The following is an 18,246-nucleotide window of genomic DNA, read 5'->3' as shown; positions in this document are numbered from 1 at the left end:
ATGAGATTATTAGATAAACTCTGGAATTTATTTAATAATAAAGTGATTGGGCTTGATATTGGGAGTGATTTAATTAAGGTAGTAGAAGTCGCTAATCAAGCAAATGAATTAACCATAACTAGTTATGGTACAGCAGTAACTCCTCAAGGTGCAGTTACAGAGGGCCAATTAACTAGAATTGATTTATTAGCAGAGGAAATTAATTTTTTATTTACAGAAAATAAGTTTACTGCTAATAAAGTAGTAGCAGCTATTAGTGGAGAACAGGTGATTATTAGAACTATAGAAATTCCTAAAATGCCCCTAGAAGAACTAGATGAGGCTGTTAAGTGGGAAGCTAAAGAACAATTACCTTTACCAGTAGATGAAGCGATGTTAGATTATGAAATTCTGAAGCAAAAAGAAACTGGAGATTATGAATTAGTAGTAGTGGCAGTTGATGAAAAGATAATCAATAGCTATTTGGAATTATTTGAGTTATTAGATTTAAAGCCTTTGGTAATTGGGATTGAACCAACGGCAATGGCTAAAGTACTCCAACATTCACATCCTAACCAAGTTATTGGCTTAGTAGATATTGGGTCTCAGACTACAGATGTATCTATTTATCGCCAGGGGAAATTGTTATTTACTCGAACTATAAAATCAGCTGGGAGATATTTCACAGAAGAAATAGCAGATTCCTACCAATTAGATTTAGCAGCGGCTAGAGATTACAAACTCAATAATAATATTTTCCAGGATCCTGAGTTAAGTCCTGTAATTAGAAGTTGGGTGACAGCGATTTATCGTTCTTTAGATTATTTTCAAGTTGAATATAAAGATTATGAGTTAAGTAAATTAATTTTAGCTGGGGGCGGAAGTAAGTTAAGTGGATTAGTTGGTCATTTGACAGATGAGTTTGGAATTGAAATAGAAGTTTTAAATGGATTTAACTGGATTACAATTGCAGACCAAGATTTTACAGAGGATATAGCTCAACTATTAGGAGTAGCAATTGGATTAGCTATTAGGGGGTTAGAAAAGGATGATTAATTTATTACCCCCAAAGTATAAAGCTAAAAAATTAAATGTTAAACAGATATTATTTATAATTTTGTTTATTGTTATAATATTAGGATTAATAGTAACTTACTTAAATCTATTGTTTAAAATCAAAAGAAAGCAAGCTAAGTTGAACTTAGTAACTAATAAATTAAATGAACTCAATCCTCAGTTTAAAGAAGTTAATGAGTTAGAAACAAAGATTACTAAACTAAAAACTGCTATTAAAGAAAAACAGGATCTAGTTGATACTCAAATAACTTGGGATCTTCTGTTATATAAGTTAGGCAAGATAGTTCCCCAAAAAAGTTGGATTTCAGAATTTACTATTGCTGATTCTAATCAGTTTCAACTAGCTGGTTATACTCGGGAACGCAGGAAACTAAGTTTACTTGTTAATGGATTACAAAGTAGTGTTTTCTTTAAAGAGATATCTATAGTAGCTATAGAAGAAAAAAAGTTAGTCAATGAAAATTATAATGTTAAGCAGCTAGTTTATTATCGAGTTGTAGGAAAGATAGCTGATAGTAAATAAGGAGGAGATTGATGCTAGGGGCCAAGTTAAGCCGGAGAGAAAGGTTAATAATTGTTCTAGGATTAGTTTTAGTTTTAGGGGTCGGATTTTATTTTTATTTCTATCAGCCACAAGTTAATAAATTAAAGAGATTAAATCAAAAATTAGACAGGAAAGTCAATCACTTAAAGATCAAAAGTAAGAAAGTGAATAACAAGGAGATGTTAACTACAAAATACAAATCATTGAAGAAATTAAATGATGACCAAACAGACTTTTTGAAATCAGGAGCTAAAGCGAAATTAATTGTGGATGTTAATGAACTTGTGGTTGCCACGGATATTGATTTAATAACAATAACGCCTCAGTCTATGATAGAAGAAGATAAATATCTTAAATTTCCTATTAAATTAAAATTAAAAGCGAAGTATGAAGATTTTTTAAGATCTCTTAAAAAGATTAAACAATTAAATTATTTAGTTAGAGTGGAAGAACTAAATATTTCAGCTCCTCTGACTCAAAGTGATGAAGTGACAGTTGAAATGGAATTAGTAGCTTATATTTTAAGTTCAGCTAAAAGGGAGTAATTTAATATGGAAAGTAACTGGTTGTTAATTACTAGTTTAGCTTTATTAATAGTTATTTTAAGTGGACTAACAGCTTTTCAAGCCTTAGATTTAAATCAAAGTCAAGATTTGACTGGTTTCAAAGCGGAGATGGAAGAAATGGTTTCTAAGCAACAGGAAGTTGATTTAGAAGCAGAAATAAATATTTCAGCTGCTGATAAATCAGTTACTCTCGAGCAATATGATACTAAAACTAATCCATTTAAATCTATTTTAACTAAGCAGAAAGATAATAAAAAAGCTAATAAAACAACTAAAAATAAACCAGAAGGAAAAGAAAATATAACTCAGCCTAAAATTAAGTTTGTAGGAGTTATTAACAATCAAGCTAAGCAAAAAGTAATTGTTGCTACTGGAGACGGAAATAGTTATATATTACAAGTAGGAGATAAAATTAATGGCTTAGAAATTGATAACATACTGGAGGATAGAGTGAGGGTGAAAAGGAGTGGAGAGTATTTGATCTACCATTTAGGAGGTGCAAAAGATTAAGAAAAAAATTGCTATTATACTATTATTGTTACTTATAATTACTACCGGCCAAGTGGGGGCCAAAGACAGCCAGCAGACTGGTATTAATCTTAATTTTAAAGAAATCGATTTGAAAGATGCTTTTAGAGCCTTAGCAGATGTAGCTGATAAAAATGTAATTACTGATAGTTCGGTGCAAGGTAAAGTAACAGTTCATTTAGAGGAGATTACTTTTTTGGCAGCAGTAGAATTGTTAGCTAAAACAAATGGCTTAGATTATAAGGTTGTTAATAATACTGTACTAGTAGCAGCTCCTGAGAAGCTTAGACAAGGATTTGGAGAAAAAATAACTGATGTTTTTAAGTTACAAAATTCTGAACCACAAGAAGTAAAAAAAAGTTTAGATTCTTTAATAAAAGAGGGGCTAATTAAAGTAGATGACAGGACTAAAAGTTTAGTAGTGACTGCTTATCAAAGTCAGATCCCGATGATTAAACGAGTAATCAAGCAGTTAGATCAAGCTAAAAGACAGGTTGTTTTACAAGCTAGAATAGAAGAAATGTCTCGGGATAGGTTAGAAGAATTAGGTTTGAACTGGGATATTGGTAATTTTAGTTCTTTTAAATTTAGTGCTAGTGATGAAGAAACTGTAGAGATTGGAAATACAGGTATCGGAGTAAACTACAAAAAGTTTTTGCGTCTGTTAGAAGATCGCGGGCATGCTTCTGTATTAGCTAATCCGCAGATAACTACAGTGACCGGAAAGGAAGCTAGGATTAATATTGGAGATCAGGTCCCAATCCCGCAGACTAACTCTGATGGTGAAACTAGAGTTGAGTTTAAAGATGTAGGAATTAGTCTAAAGATTACACCTCGGATTACTAGTCCAAATAAAGTGTTTATTAAGGTTAATCCTGAAGTGAGCATTGTTAGTCGTTATAAGGAACTTAAAACTGCTAAATATCCAATTATTAGTACTAGACAAGCTCAAACTAATGTTAGAGTGGAAGATGGTCAGACAATTGCTATTGGAGGCTTGATTAAAGAAAAAGAATTAAAAAACTTGTCTAAAGTTCCTTTTTTAGGCGATCTACCGATTTTAGGGAAGTTATTTCAAAGTAGTAGTACTGAAGAAACAAAAAAAGAGTTAGTTATTTTTATTACGCCTAAGATCATAGAAGATAAAGCAGCTAAAACTAATACTAAGGTGCAAGATAATAAACAGATAGTCACTTATGATTATGAAGTTCAGGCTGGAGATACACTCTGGAATCTTAGTGAGTTATTTAACCTTTCTTTTGCTGAACTTATAAAGTTTAATGATTTTAAAACACTGCCTGATTTAAAACCAGGCCAGGTGATTAAGATTCCAGTACCAAAGGATCATTATTATCGAGTCCAGGCTGGAGATACTATAGAGCAAATTGTTACAGAGTATGATATTACTAGACAACAAGTTATAAAGATGAATAATCTAGAAAAGTTAGAAACAATAACTGGACTGCAGCTTGTGTTACCAACAAAAGTAAAGCCAACAGATAGAGTGGAGGATTTTGATAAAAACAATTAAAGGCTTTCTAATCGATTAGAAAGCCTTTAATTATCAGACTTAGTTTATTTCTGCAAAATCCTAATAACTATGTTATAATTATAAGGGATAGATTATAGGGGGCAGAAATATGGAAGTGATTATTTTAGCTTTAGGTGCTGGTCTATTAATAGGTTATTTTGAGTTGTTACCTCAGGCTGTATTAAAGTTAACTGATCAGCTAGTATTAGGGGGCTTATTTTTATTATTATTTACAATGGGCTTACAGATTGGAGCTGATCAACAAATAGTAACTAATCTTAACCACTTAGGCCTACAGGCTTTTATTTTAGCTAGTGGTGCTGTGGTAGGTAGTATATTAGTAATATTACTTTTTAAAATTGTAAGTAATAGGGGGCATTAGAGTATGTTATTGGCTATTATTATTGTAATTATTCTTGGAATCTTATTAGGTTATTTTTGGCTCCCTAGCCTGTGGATTAGTTCTCTAGCAGAGATATCCAATTTATTATTAGCTATCTTATTATTAGGGGTAGGAATAGATATTGGAAGTAACCAAGACTTATTACATAAATTAAAAAAGTTAGGAGTTAAAGTCTTGTTAATTCCTCTATTGATTGCTATAGGAAGTATAGTAGGAGCCATAATAAGTGGTAGCTTATTAGGTTTACCGCTGAATGAAACTAGTGCTGTAGGAGCTGGCTTTGGTTGGTATAGTTTATCTGGGGTTTTATTAGCTGAGATGTATAGTGCTCAATTGGGTGCTTTAGCTTTTTTGACTAATGTATTTAGAGAAGTTCTAGCTATTATTTTAATTCCTATGATAGCTAAGTTAGGAGCTGATTTAGTAGTTATTGCTCCTGGTGGAGCCACTACAATGGATACTACTTTGCCTTTGATTTCTGAGGCTATTGATGATCCAGAAATAGTAGTTATTTCTTTTATTAGTGGTGCTGTTTTATCTGCTTTAGTTCCTATTTTGGTTCCGCTATTAATTAAATTATAAAATTTATTTTTTGAAGATGGAGAATATCCATTTAAAAGGAGCGGGTACGTTAAAGCCCCCACCTACAGATTTTAAATTGTCTTCATCTTTAGACCAAGCAAATAAGAAGTCAATCTTCATAGTGTGACCTCCCTTCTGAGAATAGCTTAATTTGGACTGTTCCCTTATTTTATATTTATGTGTGGGAATAGAAAAAGTTACAATTTTTCTATTTTACTAGCTACAACAGGTATTAAAAATATCTTTTTACTTTTAATACCAAATTGTATTGAGAAATCAAGCTGGATATAATAAAATATGTAATGTCTTTAGCAACTAAATACTTAAAAATAAGTGGGGGATAATTATGGAATTTAATCATATACCTGTTTTATTAGACGAAGTAATAACTTATCTTGATTGCCAATCAGATGGCACCTATGTTGATTGTACTTTGGGTGGGGGAGGTCATGCAGAAGCAATTATTCAGCAGCTTGAGCAAGGTCGGTTAGTGGGGATTGATCAGGATCAAGCGGCTATTGCAGAAGCTACTGCAAGATTGAGCCAGTATGATGTCCAGACTGATTTAATCAGAGATAACTACGAAAATTTAACTTATATTTTAGATGAATTAGGAATAGATTTAGTGGATGGTATTTTATTTGATTTAGGTGTTTCTTCTTATCAGTTGGATAATCCAGAGCGAGGCTTTAGTTATAGATATGAAGCTCATTTAGATATGAGAATGGATCAGAGAAAATCTCAAACTGCTGCGGATATAGTTAATGATTATTCTGCAGATCAATTAACAGAAATCATTCGGAAATATGGAGGAGAAAAATGGGCTAGTAGAATTGCTCAGTTTATTGTTGATCGCAGAAAGCAAGATAGGTTGGAGACCACTACCCAACTAGTAGAGGTAATTAAAGATGCTATCCCTGCTCCAGCCCGCCGGACAGGTCCTCATCCTGCTAAAAGGACTTTTCAAGCGTTAAGAATAGCAGTTAATAATGAATTAGAAGTAGTGGAGAATACCTTAGAAGATGCTGTAGCAAGATTAAAGCCTGGCGGCCGAATTTGTGTCATTAGTTTTCATTCCCTAGAGGATAAAATTGTTAAACAGAACTTTAAGGAGTTGGCCCTGGATTGTATTTGTCCTCCCAAACTTCCAGTTTGTGGTTGTGACCGGCAAGCGGAAGTGGAGATTATAACTCAGAGTTCAGTTTCGCCTACTGAAGAAGAAATTGATCGTAATTCTAGAGCAAGAAGTGCTAAATTAAGAGTAGCTGAGAAAAAATAATTTGAGTTATTATTTAGGTTAGAGATTCTGCAAGTTCTAAAGTAAAAGGTAGGTGAATAAGATTGGGAGTAAGAGATAACAGGAATCAGCATTTTGAACCACAAGAAACTTCATCAACTCCGGCTAAATCGATGACTGGCAAACAAGTTATAGGATTTATTTTAATAGTTGGTATTATTGTATTTCTAATTTTAATCCATATCAACCAGTATGTTCAGTTATCAAGGAAGAATGTACAATTAGAACAACTAAAAGAAAAGAAAAACCAACTTAAATCTGAGAAGGCTCATTTACAGCTGAAAATTTCTAATTTAATGTCTTTAGACCGGATCGAAAAAAGGGCTAAACAGGAATTAGGAATGAAGGAACCACAACAGATACAGTATGTTAAGGTTGCTAGCTCCCAAGATGATAATCTGGAATCTGTTACCGAGGAATCTCAGGATAAATCGCAAGCTAAGCCGGGGATTACAGAACAAATTATGGCTTGGTTTCATAGTGTTACTAATGTCCAAGCAGATACGTTACAAAATTAACTTCCTAAGTTAAGGAAGGTGAGTTAATAAGTGAATCAGGTTAGTCAACAAGTGCGAGCAAGAATTGTGTTACTTTTTGTTCTTGCTGCTGTGGTTATATTGTTATTGATTTTAAGAGTGGGCTGGATTCAGTTATCTAAAAATGATGACTACCAGCAAATGGCTTTACAACAAAGGTTAAAAAAGGTTAAAGTAGAACCTAAGCGAGGAATTATTTATGATAGAACAGGAACTGAACTTGCTGTTAGTGCTAGTGCAGATACGGTAGTAGCTGCTCCTCAAGATGTTGAGCAACCTGAGAAGACAGCTGGTAAACTAGCTGATATATTAGAGCTGGAGCAAGAAGAAATTTACCAACAGCTAACTAAGCAATTAGGTTCAGTCTATATAGCTCGAAAAGTGGCAGATGAAAAAGCAGAGCAGATTCGTAAATTAGATTTGCCTGGTATTTATTTTACTCAAGAAAGTAAACGATTTTATCCTAAAGATAATTTAGCAGCTCATGTGTTAGGCTTTGCTGGGGTTGATAGTCAAGGTCTACAAGGGATAGAACTATCTTATGATCAGCAGTTACGAGGCCAACCTGGCCGGATTTCAATGGAAAGTGACGCAGTTGGCCGAGAAATCCCCCAAGGAATCAAGGATTATATTGCCCCTGAAGATGGGAATAATATTTATTTAACAATAGATCATGTATTGCAGTATATAGCAGAACGAGAATTAAAGCAGGCTATGACTGAACATCAAGCTCAAGCAGGTACAATTGTAATGATGGATCCCGAAACAGGTGATATCTTATCTTTAGCTAACCAACCTACTTATAATCCTAATCAGTTTGCTGATTATCAACCGCGATTATGGAGAAACAGAGCTGTATCAGATACATATGAACCAGGTTCAACCTTCAAGATTGTAACAGCTGCTGCTGGTTTAGAAGAAGGGGTTGTTCATCCGAAGGATAAATTTTATGATCCTGGTTATATTAAGGTCTCTGGGCAGAAGATTGATTGTTGGAAGGGTGGTGGACATGGTAAGCAGACTTTTGCTGAAGTAGTCCAGAATTCTTGTAATCCTGGTTTTGTTCAAGTAGGCCAGCGAATAGGAGAAGAAAAATTTTATGAATATATTGATGCTTTCGGGTTTGGGGAACAGACAAGAATTAAGCTACCAGGAGAAGCAGAGGGATTAGTTTATGATTTGGATGATGTTGGCCCTGTTGAATTAGCTACGACATCTTTTGGCCACGGAATTAGTGTTACTCCTGTCCAATTAACTACAGCTGTATCAGCAGTAGCCAATGATGGACAGATGCTAAAGCCGCAATTAGTTAAAGAGATAAGAAAACCTAATGGAGAATTAATTAATAAGATTAGTCCTGAACCAATCAGAAAGATTATTTCTCAAGAAACTTCTCAAACATTGAGGAACTTATTAGAAGGGGTAGTAGCAGGCGGTTCAGGCCGGAAAGCTGGTATAGAAGGCTACGAGATTGGAGGTAAGACAGGAACAGCTAAGCACTATGGGAAGCGGCTCTATGATTCTTCTTTTGTAGGAATGGTTCCGGTTGATGATCCCCAACTAGTTACTTTAGTTGTTTTATATGGGGTAGAAAGTTATCCTTACTATGGTTCGCAAGTAGCAGCTCCTATTTTTCATAATATAGTTAAAGATGCTTTGCGTTATTTGGAGATTCCCCCGGAGAATAATCAACCAACTGAAGAAGAAGAGAGCGTGAAACAGGTTAAGGTACCTAATGTTGAAAATCTACCTTTATCCGAGGCTGAGGATAAGTTATTACAGCGCGGCTTAGAAGTTAAACTAGAAGGTAGAGGGCAACAAGTAGTCCACCAAGTTCCTGAATCTGGGGTAGTAGTTAATAAAAACAGTACAGTGATTTTATTTTTTGATGGAGCTACAGAGCAACAGGAAAAGTATCAGGTTACAGTACCTAATTTGGAAGGAATGAGAGTCAAAGAAGCTGCTAATTTAGTAGGAGAATTAGGATTGAAACTTAAATGGTCTGGGACAGGTGCGATAGAAGAACAGGATCCTGCTCCTGGATTAACAGTTGATTCAGGAGAGTATATAAAGGTTTGGTTATCGGATTAATAAAATTAAATTATATAAGGAGGTTAATTATGAGTTATTTACAGGAATTAGTTACAGTATTAGAGACTGAAGATATAACTGGTAATTTAGATCAAGAAATCACTGGTATTGCTTATGATTCCCGCGAAGTTAAAGACGGTTATTTATTTGTAGCAATTACTGGTTTTGAAAAGAACGGCCATCAGTTCATAGAGGATGCTATTGCTAATGGTGCTCAAGCAGTATTAGTAGAAGACGATGTTACATCTGTAGGAGTGCCAGTAATTAAAGTAGCTGATACTAGAGAAGCTTTGGCTAAGGTTAGTGCTCGATTTTATGACTATCCTGCTGATGATTTGACTGTGATTGGAGTTACTGGTACAAATGGTAAGACAACGACTACCTATCTTTTAGATTCTATTTTACAGAATTTAGGCTTTAAAACAGGGTTGATAGGAACTATTAAGAATAAGATAGGTTTAGTTGAGGAAGATGCTAGTCGAACTACTCCTGAGTCCCTGGATTTACAACGCTATCTAGCTAATATGTTAGAGGAGGGAGTTACGCATGTAGTAATGGAAGTTTCTTCTCATGCTTTGAAGTTACAACGAGTACTCGAGATTGATTTTGATCGCCAAGTATTTACTAATTTAAGTCAGGACCACCTTGATTTTCACCAGTCATTAACGGATTATTTACAGGCTAAAGCTCAATTATTTAGTATGAATGAGCAACCAAGTATTATTAACTTTGATGATGAGCAGGCTGGAGAAATTTGTCAGGAAGCTCGAGGTGAGGTTATAAGTTATGGTTTAGAAGAAGAAGTTGATTTCAAAGCCCAGGATATTGAGGTGGGGATTAAAGGAGTTAGTTATTGCTTACATACTGATCAACAGACACTACCAATTGAAATTGATTTAGCTGGTAGGTTTAATGTGTATAATTCTTTAGCTGCTATTGCTACTGTGGCTAGTCTAGGTTTTGCTTTAGAAGATGTTAAAGCTGGGTTAGAGGAGGTTACAGGAGTGCCAGGTAGATTTCAATTGCTAGATGAGGGCCAAAATTTTGGGGTGATCGTTGATTATGCTCATACTCCTGATGGAATGAAAAATGTACTCCAGACAGCTAAGGAACTTACGACTGGGCGAGTTATTGTTGTCTTCGGCTGTGGAGGAGATAGAGATAGTAAAAAACGACCGACTATGGGCCAACTTGGTGTCAGACTAGCTGATTTTGCTCTGGTAACTTCTGATAATCCGCGCAGTGAACATCCCCTGGATATTATTCAAGATATCAAGTCAGGTATTGACCAGTTGGATAAGACAGAAGGTGAGGATTATGTCATTATTGAAGATCGAGCGGAAGCAATTAAGCAAGGAATTAAACTAGCTACAGCAGAGGATATAGTATTAATTATTGGTAAAGGCCACGAAACTTATCAAGAGATTGGGGGAAGAGTGATTGATTTTGATGATAGAGCAGTAGCTAGAGAAGCTCTTAATAATTGAGAATTGATATAATGTGGCACTTTTGTGCCACATTATATCAGCTATCTGTCGTCTGCTATGTGTCGTGAGCCAAATCAAATTCAAAACCACAGATCCAGTTCAATTCCTTAAAACATAGTAATCTTAAAGGGTTAGATTTTGAATTTAAAGGTTTTGAATCAGCTGACAGCTCATAGCAGATAGCTGACGACTGTGTCACCTCTGGTGACACAATATATCAATAATTCTCAATTGTAAATTGTAAATTGATTTAGTGGGAGGAAGACTAATGAAGCCATTATCCATTCTAGAAGTTACAACAGCTGTTGCAGGAGAGTTGACTGCTGATGTTGCAGGTAAAATAGATAGTATTTCAACTGATACCCGGACGTTACAAGCTGGAGATGTATTTATTGCTCTGGTAGGCTCTAATTTTGATGGCCATGATTTTGTAGCTGAAGCCTTTGCTAAAGGAGCTAAATTGGCTATTGTCTCCCAGGAAGTAGAAGTTGAAGGGCCTTTGCTTGTAGTTGAAGATACAACTCAGGCTTTACAGGATTTAGCTGCCTACTACCGGCGCCAGTTTTCTTTACCAGTAGTAGCTGTGACAGGGAGTACTGGTAAGACTACTACTAAGGATATGATTGCTGCTGTATTAAAGCAAAAGTATCAGACGCTAAAGACCCAAGGGAATTACAATAATGAAATTGGTCTTCCTTTGACTCTGCTCGAATTAGAGCCTAATCACGAAGCACTAGTGGTGGAGTTAGGGATGAGGTCTTTAGGAGAAATTAAAGAGTTAGCTAGTATTGCTGAACCTGATTATGGGGTAGTTACTAATGTAGGCTTGGCTCATATTGAGTTATTAGGCAGTCAAAGCAAGATAGCTCAGGCTAAAGGAGAATTGATTGCTTCATTAACTAGTGATGATGTAGCTGTCCTCAATGGTGATGACCAGTTTGTAGAATCTATGCACCATTTAACTCCAGGAGCAGTTATTAATTATGGGCTAGAAGATAATAATCAACTCCAAGCAACTGAGATCGAAAGTTTAGGTAATTCAGGGGTTGAGTTTACAGTTAGATGTAATTCACAGGCAGCTAGTTATCCGTTTCAGTTACCGATTCCTGGTAAGTATAATGTTTACAATGCCCTAGCGGCTATAGCAGTGGGCCAAGAACTAGGCTTGGAGATAGAAGAGATTAAAAGAGGACTGGCTAATCTAGAGCTAACTGCAATGCGTAATCAATTAATAACTACAGATAGTGGTTTACAGATTATCAATGATGCTTATAATGCTAATCCTATTTCAATGAAAGCAGCTCTTTATAACTTGGCAGAGATTACAGGGGGCAGAAAGATTGCTATTTTAGGTGATATGCTAGAGTTAGGTACACTAGCTGCTAAGCACCACCAAAAGATAGGTACTGTAGTAGCTAATATAGAGCTAGATTATTTATTTACCATTGGTGAGTTAGCTGCTCAAATAGCTCAAGGGGCTTTAGAAGCAGGGATGACACAAGAGCAGGTTTTTAGTTACCCGACTAAAGAAGAGGCGCAAACTAAATTAAATCAGGTAGTTCAGTCACAAGATACAATTTTAATTAAGGCTTCTCGGGGGATGAAATTAGAGGGAATTATTGATATGCTAGAAGATAAGGAGTGATGGTAGTGATTGATTTAATATATGCTGCGGTAGTATCTTTTCTAATTAGTATAGTAATTGGCCCCTTTGTAATCAGTTGGTTTAGAAAGTTAGAGTTTGGGCAAAATGTTAGAAAAGTTGGCCCGGAGAGACATTTAGATAAAGCTGGAATCCCTACTATGGGTGGAGTAATCATTATATTTGCTGTCTTATTATCTACTTTAGCTTTTGCAGAACCAACAATAGAGATTGTATTGGCTTTATTTGTAACTTTAAGTTATGGGTTATTAGGTTTATTAGATGATGTTATTAAGATATTAGCTGAGAGATCTTTAGGTTTAAGAGCCTGGCAGAAGATACTAGGCCAAATTTTAGCTGCTTTAGCAGTAGGACTAGTAGCTGTGACTAAGTTGGATTTAGGCACCGAAATTTTAGTTCCTTATTTATTAATTAATATAGACTTAGGACAGTTATTTATTCCTTTTGTAATTATGGTGATTGTAGGAACTTCTAATGCAGTCAATTTAACTGATGGCTTGGATGGTTTAGCAGCAGGAGTCACAATTATTGTAACAATTACTTATGCTTACATGGCTTTTAAATTTGGTAATCAAGATTTAGCTATCTTTGCTACTTCTATAGCCGGAGCTTGTTTAGGGTTTTCCTGGTTTAATAGCCATCCTGCTCAAGTATTTATGGGAGATACAGGATCTTTGGCTTTAGGAGGGGCATTAGCTGTTATTTCAGTTTTGACTAGAACAGAATTATTTTTATTAATTATTGGTGGAGTCTATGTTATTGAGGCAGTATCAGTTATATTACAGGTAGGTTATTATAAATTAACCCAAGGACAACGTATTTTTAAGATGAGTCCTTTACACCATCATTTTGAATTAGAGGGTTGGCAGGAGGCCAAAGTAGTAATTAGATTTTGGATTTTAGCTATTATTTTATCATTGCTAGGTTTATTAGGGCTATTTCAGTTAGGCTAAGAAAGGGGATATTATGAAACTAACAGATAAATCAGTAACTGTGCTAGGATTGAGTAAAAGAACAGGAGTAGCTACAATCAAGTTTTTACTCCAGCAAGGGGCTAATGTAATAGCTAGTGATACTAAGTCGCAAACTGAATTAGCTGCTGAACTAGAGTTCTTAGGTAGTGAAGATGTTACTTTGGATTTAGGAGGTCATACTCCAGAATTAATTTTAGAGTCTGATTTAATTGTGATTAGTCCTGGGGTGCCAGTTGATATTCCAATTCTAGAAAGAGCAAGAGCTAAGGGAATAGAAGTCATCAGTGAGGTAGAATTAGCTTATCGGTTTGGTAAAGCTCAGCTGTTAGCTATTACTGGAACTAACGGGAAGACAACAACTACTAGTTTAGCTGGGGAAGTATTTAACAGATCTGAGTTTAATTCTATTGTAGGAGGTAATATTGGGCGGACTTTAATTAGGGATTTACCATATCTTAATTGTGGAGATGTAGCTATTGCTGAGATCAGCTCTTTTCAATTAGAAGGAGTTAAGCAGTTTCAACCTGATATTAGTTTGGTACTTAACTTAACTCCTGACCATATCAAGCGCCACGGTAGCTTTGCTAATTATGTAGCTGCTAAAAGGAAATTAGTTGCTAGGCAAAAGGCTGATGATTATGCTGTCTTGAACTATGATGATCCCCAAGTAAGAGAATTTGCTAGTGCTACAGAGGCAGAAGTTATCTTCTTTAGTCAACAGGTTAGTTTAGACCGGGGAGTTTTTGTAGCAGAGGATAAGATTGTTAGTAATTTATCGGGTAATAAAGAGGAAATTATTGCTGTGGATGAATTAGCGCTCCAAGGACCTCATAATTTGGAAAATGCCTTAGGAGTAGTAGCTATGTCTTTATTAATGGAGGTTGATCAGGAGGTATTAGCTACAGGATTACGCCAGTTTAGTGGAGTAGAACATAGAATCGAACAGGTGGCTAAAGTTGATGGGGTGAAGTATATTAATGATTCTAAGGGAACTAATCCTGTTGCTGCTATTAAGGCTTTAGAGACTTTTAGTGCTCCAATTGTCTTGATTGCTGGTGGTATGGATAAGGGATCTGATTTTACTGAGTTTGCTCAGGCTGCAGTTGATAAAGTAAAAGCTGTTGTGTTGTTAGGTGAGACAGCTAAGCAGATTGAAGCGGAATTAACTAAGTTAGGGTTTAATAGTATTTATCAGGTGGATAGTATTCAAGAGGCTGTTAGGCAATCTGATGAGTTAGTAACTACAGGAGATATTGTTTTATTATCACCTGCTTGTGCTAGTTGGGATATGTTTAGTAGTTATAAAGAGCGAGGGAATCTTTTTAAAGAGGCGGTACAACGATTAAGGAGGGGTTAATGTGAAGTACGCCCCTGATTATATTATCTTAGCAGTGATTATTTTCCTATTAGGAATTAGTGTCACTATGGTTTTTAGTGCTACTTCTATTTCTGCTTATGCTCAATTTGGCGATAGTTTTCATTTTTTGAAGCGACAGTTAACTTGGTTGCTGTTAGGTATTTTAGTCATGATGCTAGTATCTAATATTGATTATCATCGTTATTTAAATTGGGCTTATTATCTATTAGCTATTAGTATTGTAGGTTTGGTACTTGTGTTGTTTATTGGCCCTGAGATCAATGGCTCGCGGCGGTGGATTAATATTGGAGTTAGGGTCCAACCTTCTGAACTGGTTAAATTAACTATGATTATCTTCGTTGCGCGGTATATCCATTTAGCTGGTAGTCAAATTAAAGAATTTTGGCGGGGGTTAATTCCAGTATTAGGAATTTTGGTGTTTGTTTTTGGGTTGATCTTATTAGAACCTGATTTAGGAACAGCAGGTACAATAGCTTTAACAGTAGTGATTATGTTACTGTCTGCTGGGGCTAGATTATTACACTTAGGTGGTTTATTTGCTTCAGGTTTACCGGCTTTAGTGTATGTTTTAATGGTTGAACCTTATCGGCGAAAGAGAATCTTTGCTTTTTTAAATCCTTGGCAGGACCCTAAAGGAACTGGATTTCATATTATTCAGTCTTTATATGCTTTAGGATCAGGTGGCTTATTTGGAGTTGGTCTAGGTCGTAGTAGACAGAAATTCTTCTATTTGCCTGAACCAGGAACCGATTTTATCTTTGCAGTTTTAGGAGAAGAACTAGGGTTTGTTGGTAGCTTAATTGTTTTATTTCTGTACTTTTTGCTTGCTTTAAGAGGGATGCAGATTGCTCTGAAGGCTCCGGATTTATTTGGGGCTATGTTGGCAGTTGGAATTACAAGTTGGATCGTACTCCAGGCTATAATTAATATTGGGGTAGTAACAGGTTCTATGCCGGTAACTGGAATCACTCTCCCTTTTATTAGTTACGGAGGTACGTCACTAGTGGTAATGTCTGCTAGTATAGGTATTTTACTAAATATATCTCGATTCTGTAAGAAGTAGGAGTGGAAAAAATGAAAGTATTATTTTCTGGTGGAGGAACAGGAGGACATATTTATCCTAGTTTAGCTATTGCTCAGCGATTAGAAACTGAGCTTGATAATATAGAAATTTTGTTTGTGGGAACGCAAGATGGTTTGGAAGCAGATATAATTCCCCAGGAAGGTTATCCGTTAGAAACTATTGCTGTGGAAGGTTTGCCCCGGAAGTTATCTTTTAAGTTAGTTACAGCTTTAGCTAAAACAGGCTGGGGATTGTGGCAAGCAAGACAGATTATTCAAGACTTTGGCCCGGATATAGTAGTAGGGACAGGAGGATATGTCTGCGGGCCAACTGTCTTGGCTGCTGCTTTAAGTGGAATTCCTACTTTGATTCACGAACAAAATGCTTATCCTGGGTTAACTAATCGCATTTTAGCTAGAGTAGTGGATCAAATAGCTTTAAGTAATCGAGATGCTAAAGAGTATTTGGCTACTCCAGAGAAGACAGTACTGACTGGTAATCCTATCAGACCAGAAATTTTAACTAAAGAGCAAGAAGAAGCCTATCAAGAATTAGGGCTAGCACCTAACCAAGATACATTATTAGTACTAGGTGGTAGCCGAGGGGCTAGAAGTATTAATCAGGCTTTAGTTGCTATTTATCCTCAGTTACAAGAGTCTAATTTACAAGTGTTACATATTACTGGTCAGCGTGATTTCTCGCAAGTGGCTCAGCAGGCTAAAGAAGCAGGAATAAAGGATTTAGAAACAGGAAATATTATAATTAAACCTTATCTATATAATATGGAGGCGGCTTTAGCTATAACAGATTTAATTATTTCTAGAGCAGGGGCAACAGGATTAGCTGAGATTACTGCATGTGGTATACCAGCTATTTTAGTTCCTTATCCTCATGCTGCTGAAAACCACCAAGAATATAACGCTCGCTCTTTAGAAGAAGCAGGAGCAGCTAAGGTAGTTTTAGATCAGGAAGTAACAGGTGCTAAATTGCTTAATCTAATTGATAAGCTACTCCAGGATAAAACTTGTTTAAAGAAAATGTCCCAAGCTAGTAAGGAGTTAGGTCAACCTCAAGCAGCTGATAAACTAGTTGATTTGCTTTTTAAGACTTATAATCAATGTCGGTAAGTAAGACTATTGATTGCTATTAATTATCAATTTAGGACAAACTCTATAGTAACGTATTTAGAAGAAGTCACATATCATATGAGAGATAAGGGCTATCTAATGTAGAGTTTATCACCCCTTATCAGTACCTACATAGTATTAAATCAAGGGGGGGTGACAAGTATGTCTCAGTTTGTGATAGACGGAGGGCGACCTTTGACCGGTGAAGTAGAGATCAATGGAGCTAAGAATGCAGTATTACCTATTTTAGCTAGTACTATACTAGGAGCAGGCCAATCTGTAATTGATCGGGTTCCTAATTTACGTGATGTACGAGTTATGAAAGAGGTGTTAACTTCTTTAGGAGCTAAGGTAACAGCAGAGGATGATTATTTAGCTGTGGATACAACAGAAATCGATAGTTGTATGATTCCCCAAGATTTAATGAAAAAGATGCGAGCAAGTATCTTTTTGATGGGGCCGTTGCTAGCTCGATTTGGAGAGATTAAGATTTCTCAACCAGGTGGCTGTAGTATTGGGACTCGACTAATTGATTTACATCTGAAGGGGTTACGTGCTTTGGGGGTAGAATTTAAAGAAGAAGATTGTTACTTACATGGTAAAGCTGATCAGTTAGAGGGGGCAGAGATTCAGCTTGATTTTCCTAGTGTAGGGGCTACTGAAAATATTATGATGGCTGCTGTTAAGGCCCAAGGTAAGACGGTTATTCATAATGCAGCTCAAGAGCCAGAAGTAGTTGATCTCCAGAATTTTTTAAATCAATTAGGGGCTCAGGTTAGAGGAGCTGGTACAGATAAGATTAAAATAACAGAAGCTAAAGATTTTCAGCCAGTAGAATATAGGGTGATTCCTGATCGGATCGAGGCAGGAACTTTTCTGGTAGCAGCAGCTGTTACTAGTGGAGAAATAGTAGCTAATGACTTAATTCCGGTACATATTGAAGCAATTTTGTCTAAATTAGCTGAAACTGGAGTTAAGGTGGAGACTACTGAAGATCAAGTGCGAGTGACAGGAGTTGATTCTTGGCAAGGAGTCCAACTAAAAACTTTACCTTACCCTGGATTTCCTACTGATATGCAACCTCAGTTTATGACGTTGTTGGCCCAAGCAGAAGGTTCTAGTTCAATTACAGAAACAATATTTGATAATCGGCTCCAACATACAGTCCAATTAAATAAGATGGGGGCCAACATTGAAGTAACAGATAATACAGCAACTATTAAAGGAGTTAAGAGCTTACAAGGTAGCAAAGTTAAAGCTACTGATCTAAGAGCAGGGGCTGCTTTAGTACTGGCTGGTTTATCAGCTACAGGGCAGACTGTAGTAGAAGATGTTCATCATATTGATCGCGGTTATGCAGGGTTAGAGGATAAGTTAACAAAACTAGGAGCTAAAATCAGTCGAAAAGAGTAAGGAGGAG

17 protein-coding genes are annotated in these 18,246 nt (G+C 36.0%); all 17 read left to right on the top strand.

What is annotated here, in order from left to right; all coding sequences use genetic code 11:
• The 17 genes from pilM (at position 1) to murA (ending at position 18,239) form a co-directional block, all read left to right on the top strand.
• Complete coding sequence (gene pilM / locus ACYQ3D_RS01515) at positions 1–1,035, top strand: type IV pilus assembly protein PilM (protein ID WP_459835417.1); 1,035 nt, start codon at positions 1–3, stop codon at positions 1,033–1,035.
• Positions 1,028–1,579, top strand: a complete 552-nt coding sequence (locus ACYQ3D_RS01510) for a PilN domain-containing protein (protein ID WP_459835415.1) — start codon at positions 1,028–1,030, stop codon at positions 1,577–1,579. The genes pilM and ACYQ3D_RS01510 overlap by 8 nt, the downstream gene beginning before the upstream one ends.
• 11 nt (positions 1,580–1,590) lie before the next feature.
• Positions 1,591–2,145 carry a type IV pilus inner membrane component PilO gene (locus tag ACYQ3D_RS01505; protein ID WP_459835413.1) on the top strand — a complete coding sequence of 185 codons (555 nt, stop codon included), beginning with the start codon at positions 1,591–1,593 and terminating at the stop codon, positions 2,143–2,145.
• A 6-nt stretch (positions 2,146–2,151) separates the two neighbouring features.
• On the top strand, positions 2,152–2,676 hold the full coding sequence (locus ACYQ3D_RS01500) for a hypothetical protein (RefSeq protein WP_459835410.1): 525 nt from the start codon (positions 2,152–2,154) through the stop codon (positions 2,674–2,676).
• Positions 2,663–4,225: a LysM peptidoglycan-binding domain-containing protein gene (locus ACYQ3D_RS01495; RefSeq protein ID WP_459835407.1), complete on the top strand. Its 1,563-nt coding sequence runs from the start codon at positions 2,663–2,665 to the stop codon at positions 4,223–4,225. The genes ACYQ3D_RS01500 and ACYQ3D_RS01495 overlap by 14 nt, the downstream gene beginning before the upstream one ends.
• 109 nt (positions 4,226–4,334) lie before the next feature.
• On the top strand, positions 4,335–4,607 hold the full coding sequence (locus ACYQ3D_RS01490) for a LysO family transporter (protein ID WP_459835404.1): 273 nt from the start codon (positions 4,335–4,337) through the stop codon (positions 4,605–4,607).
• Between the two features lie 3 nt (positions 4,608–4,610).
• Positions 4,611–5,210 carry a LysO family transporter gene (locus ACYQ3D_RS01485; RefSeq protein WP_459835403.1) on the top strand — a complete coding sequence of 200 codons (600 nt, stop codon included), beginning with the start codon at positions 4,611–4,613 and terminating at the stop codon, positions 5,208–5,210.
• A gap of 346 nt (positions 5,211–5,556) precedes the next feature.
• Positions 5,557–6,489, top strand: coding sequence for a 16S rRNA (cytosine(1402)-N(4))-methyltransferase RsmH (gene rsmH / locus ACYQ3D_RS01480; RefSeq protein ID WP_459835401.1), 933 nt, complete (start codon positions 5,557–5,559; stop codon positions 6,487–6,489).
• Positions 6,490–6,551: 62 nt separating this feature from the next.
• Entirely contained in the window at positions 6,552–7,025 is a 474-nt protein-coding gene (gene ftsL / locus ACYQ3D_RS01475; protein ID WP_459835398.1) for a cell division protein FtsL, read from the top strand.
• A gap of 30 nt (positions 7,026–7,055) precedes the next feature.
• The gene (locus tag ACYQ3D_RS01470; protein WP_459835395.1) at positions 7,056–9,134 is read left to right on the top strand and encodes a stage V sporulation protein D; all 2,079 of its coding nucleotides are present in this window, start codon (positions 7,056–7,058) and stop codon (positions 9,132–9,134) included.
• 29 nt (positions 9,135–9,163) lie between these two features.
• A complete protein-coding gene (locus tag ACYQ3D_RS01465; protein ID WP_459835392.1) occupies positions 9,164–10,621 on the top strand; it encodes a UDP-N-acetylmuramoyl-L-alanyl-D-glutamate--2,6-diaminopimelate ligase in 1,458 nt (485 codons plus the stop codon).
• 268 nt (positions 10,622–10,889) lie between these two features.
• On the top strand, positions 10,890–12,266 hold the full coding sequence (locus ACYQ3D_RS01460) for a UDP-N-acetylmuramoyl-tripeptide--D-alanyl-D-alanine ligase (RefSeq protein WP_459835390.1): 1,377 nt from the start codon (positions 10,890–10,892) through the stop codon (positions 12,264–12,266).
• Positions 12,267–12,271: 5 nt separating this feature from the next.
• Complete coding sequence (mraY, locus tag ACYQ3D_RS01455; RefSeq protein WP_459835388.1) at positions 12,272–13,237, top strand: phospho-N-acetylmuramoyl-pentapeptide-transferase; 966 nt, start codon at positions 12,272–12,274, stop codon at positions 13,235–13,237.
• 13 nt (positions 13,238–13,250) lie between these two features.
• Positions 13,251–14,615, top strand: a complete 1,365-nt coding sequence (murD, locus tag ACYQ3D_RS01450; protein ID WP_459835386.1) for a UDP-N-acetylmuramoyl-L-alanine--D-glutamate ligase — start codon at positions 13,251–13,253, stop codon at positions 14,613–14,615.
• A gap of 1 nt (position 14,616) precedes the next feature.
• Positions 14,617–15,699 (top strand): stage V sporulation protein E, encoded by a 1,083-nt coding sequence (gene spoVE / locus ACYQ3D_RS01445; RefSeq protein ID WP_459835383.1) that lies wholly within the window; start codon positions 14,617–14,619, stop codon positions 15,697–15,699.
• A gap of 11 nt (positions 15,700–15,710) precedes the next feature.
• Positions 15,711–16,826, top strand: coding sequence for an undecaprenyldiphospho-muramoylpentapeptide beta-N-acetylglucosaminyltransferase (gene murG, locus ACYQ3D_RS01440; protein WP_459835381.1), 1,116 nt, complete (start codon positions 15,711–15,713; stop codon positions 16,824–16,826).
• A 162-nt stretch (positions 16,827–16,988) separates the two neighbouring features.
• A complete protein-coding gene (murA, locus tag ACYQ3D_RS01435; RefSeq protein WP_459835378.1) occupies positions 16,989–18,239 on the top strand; it encodes a UDP-N-acetylglucosamine 1-carboxyvinyltransferase in 1,251 nt (416 codons plus the stop codon).
• Positions 18,240–18,246: the final 7 nt, after the last annotated feature.

It is taken from the genome of Halanaerobaculum tunisiense, assembly GCF_054657635.1.
This window is presented reverse-complemented; position numbering and strand designations above follow the sequence as displayed.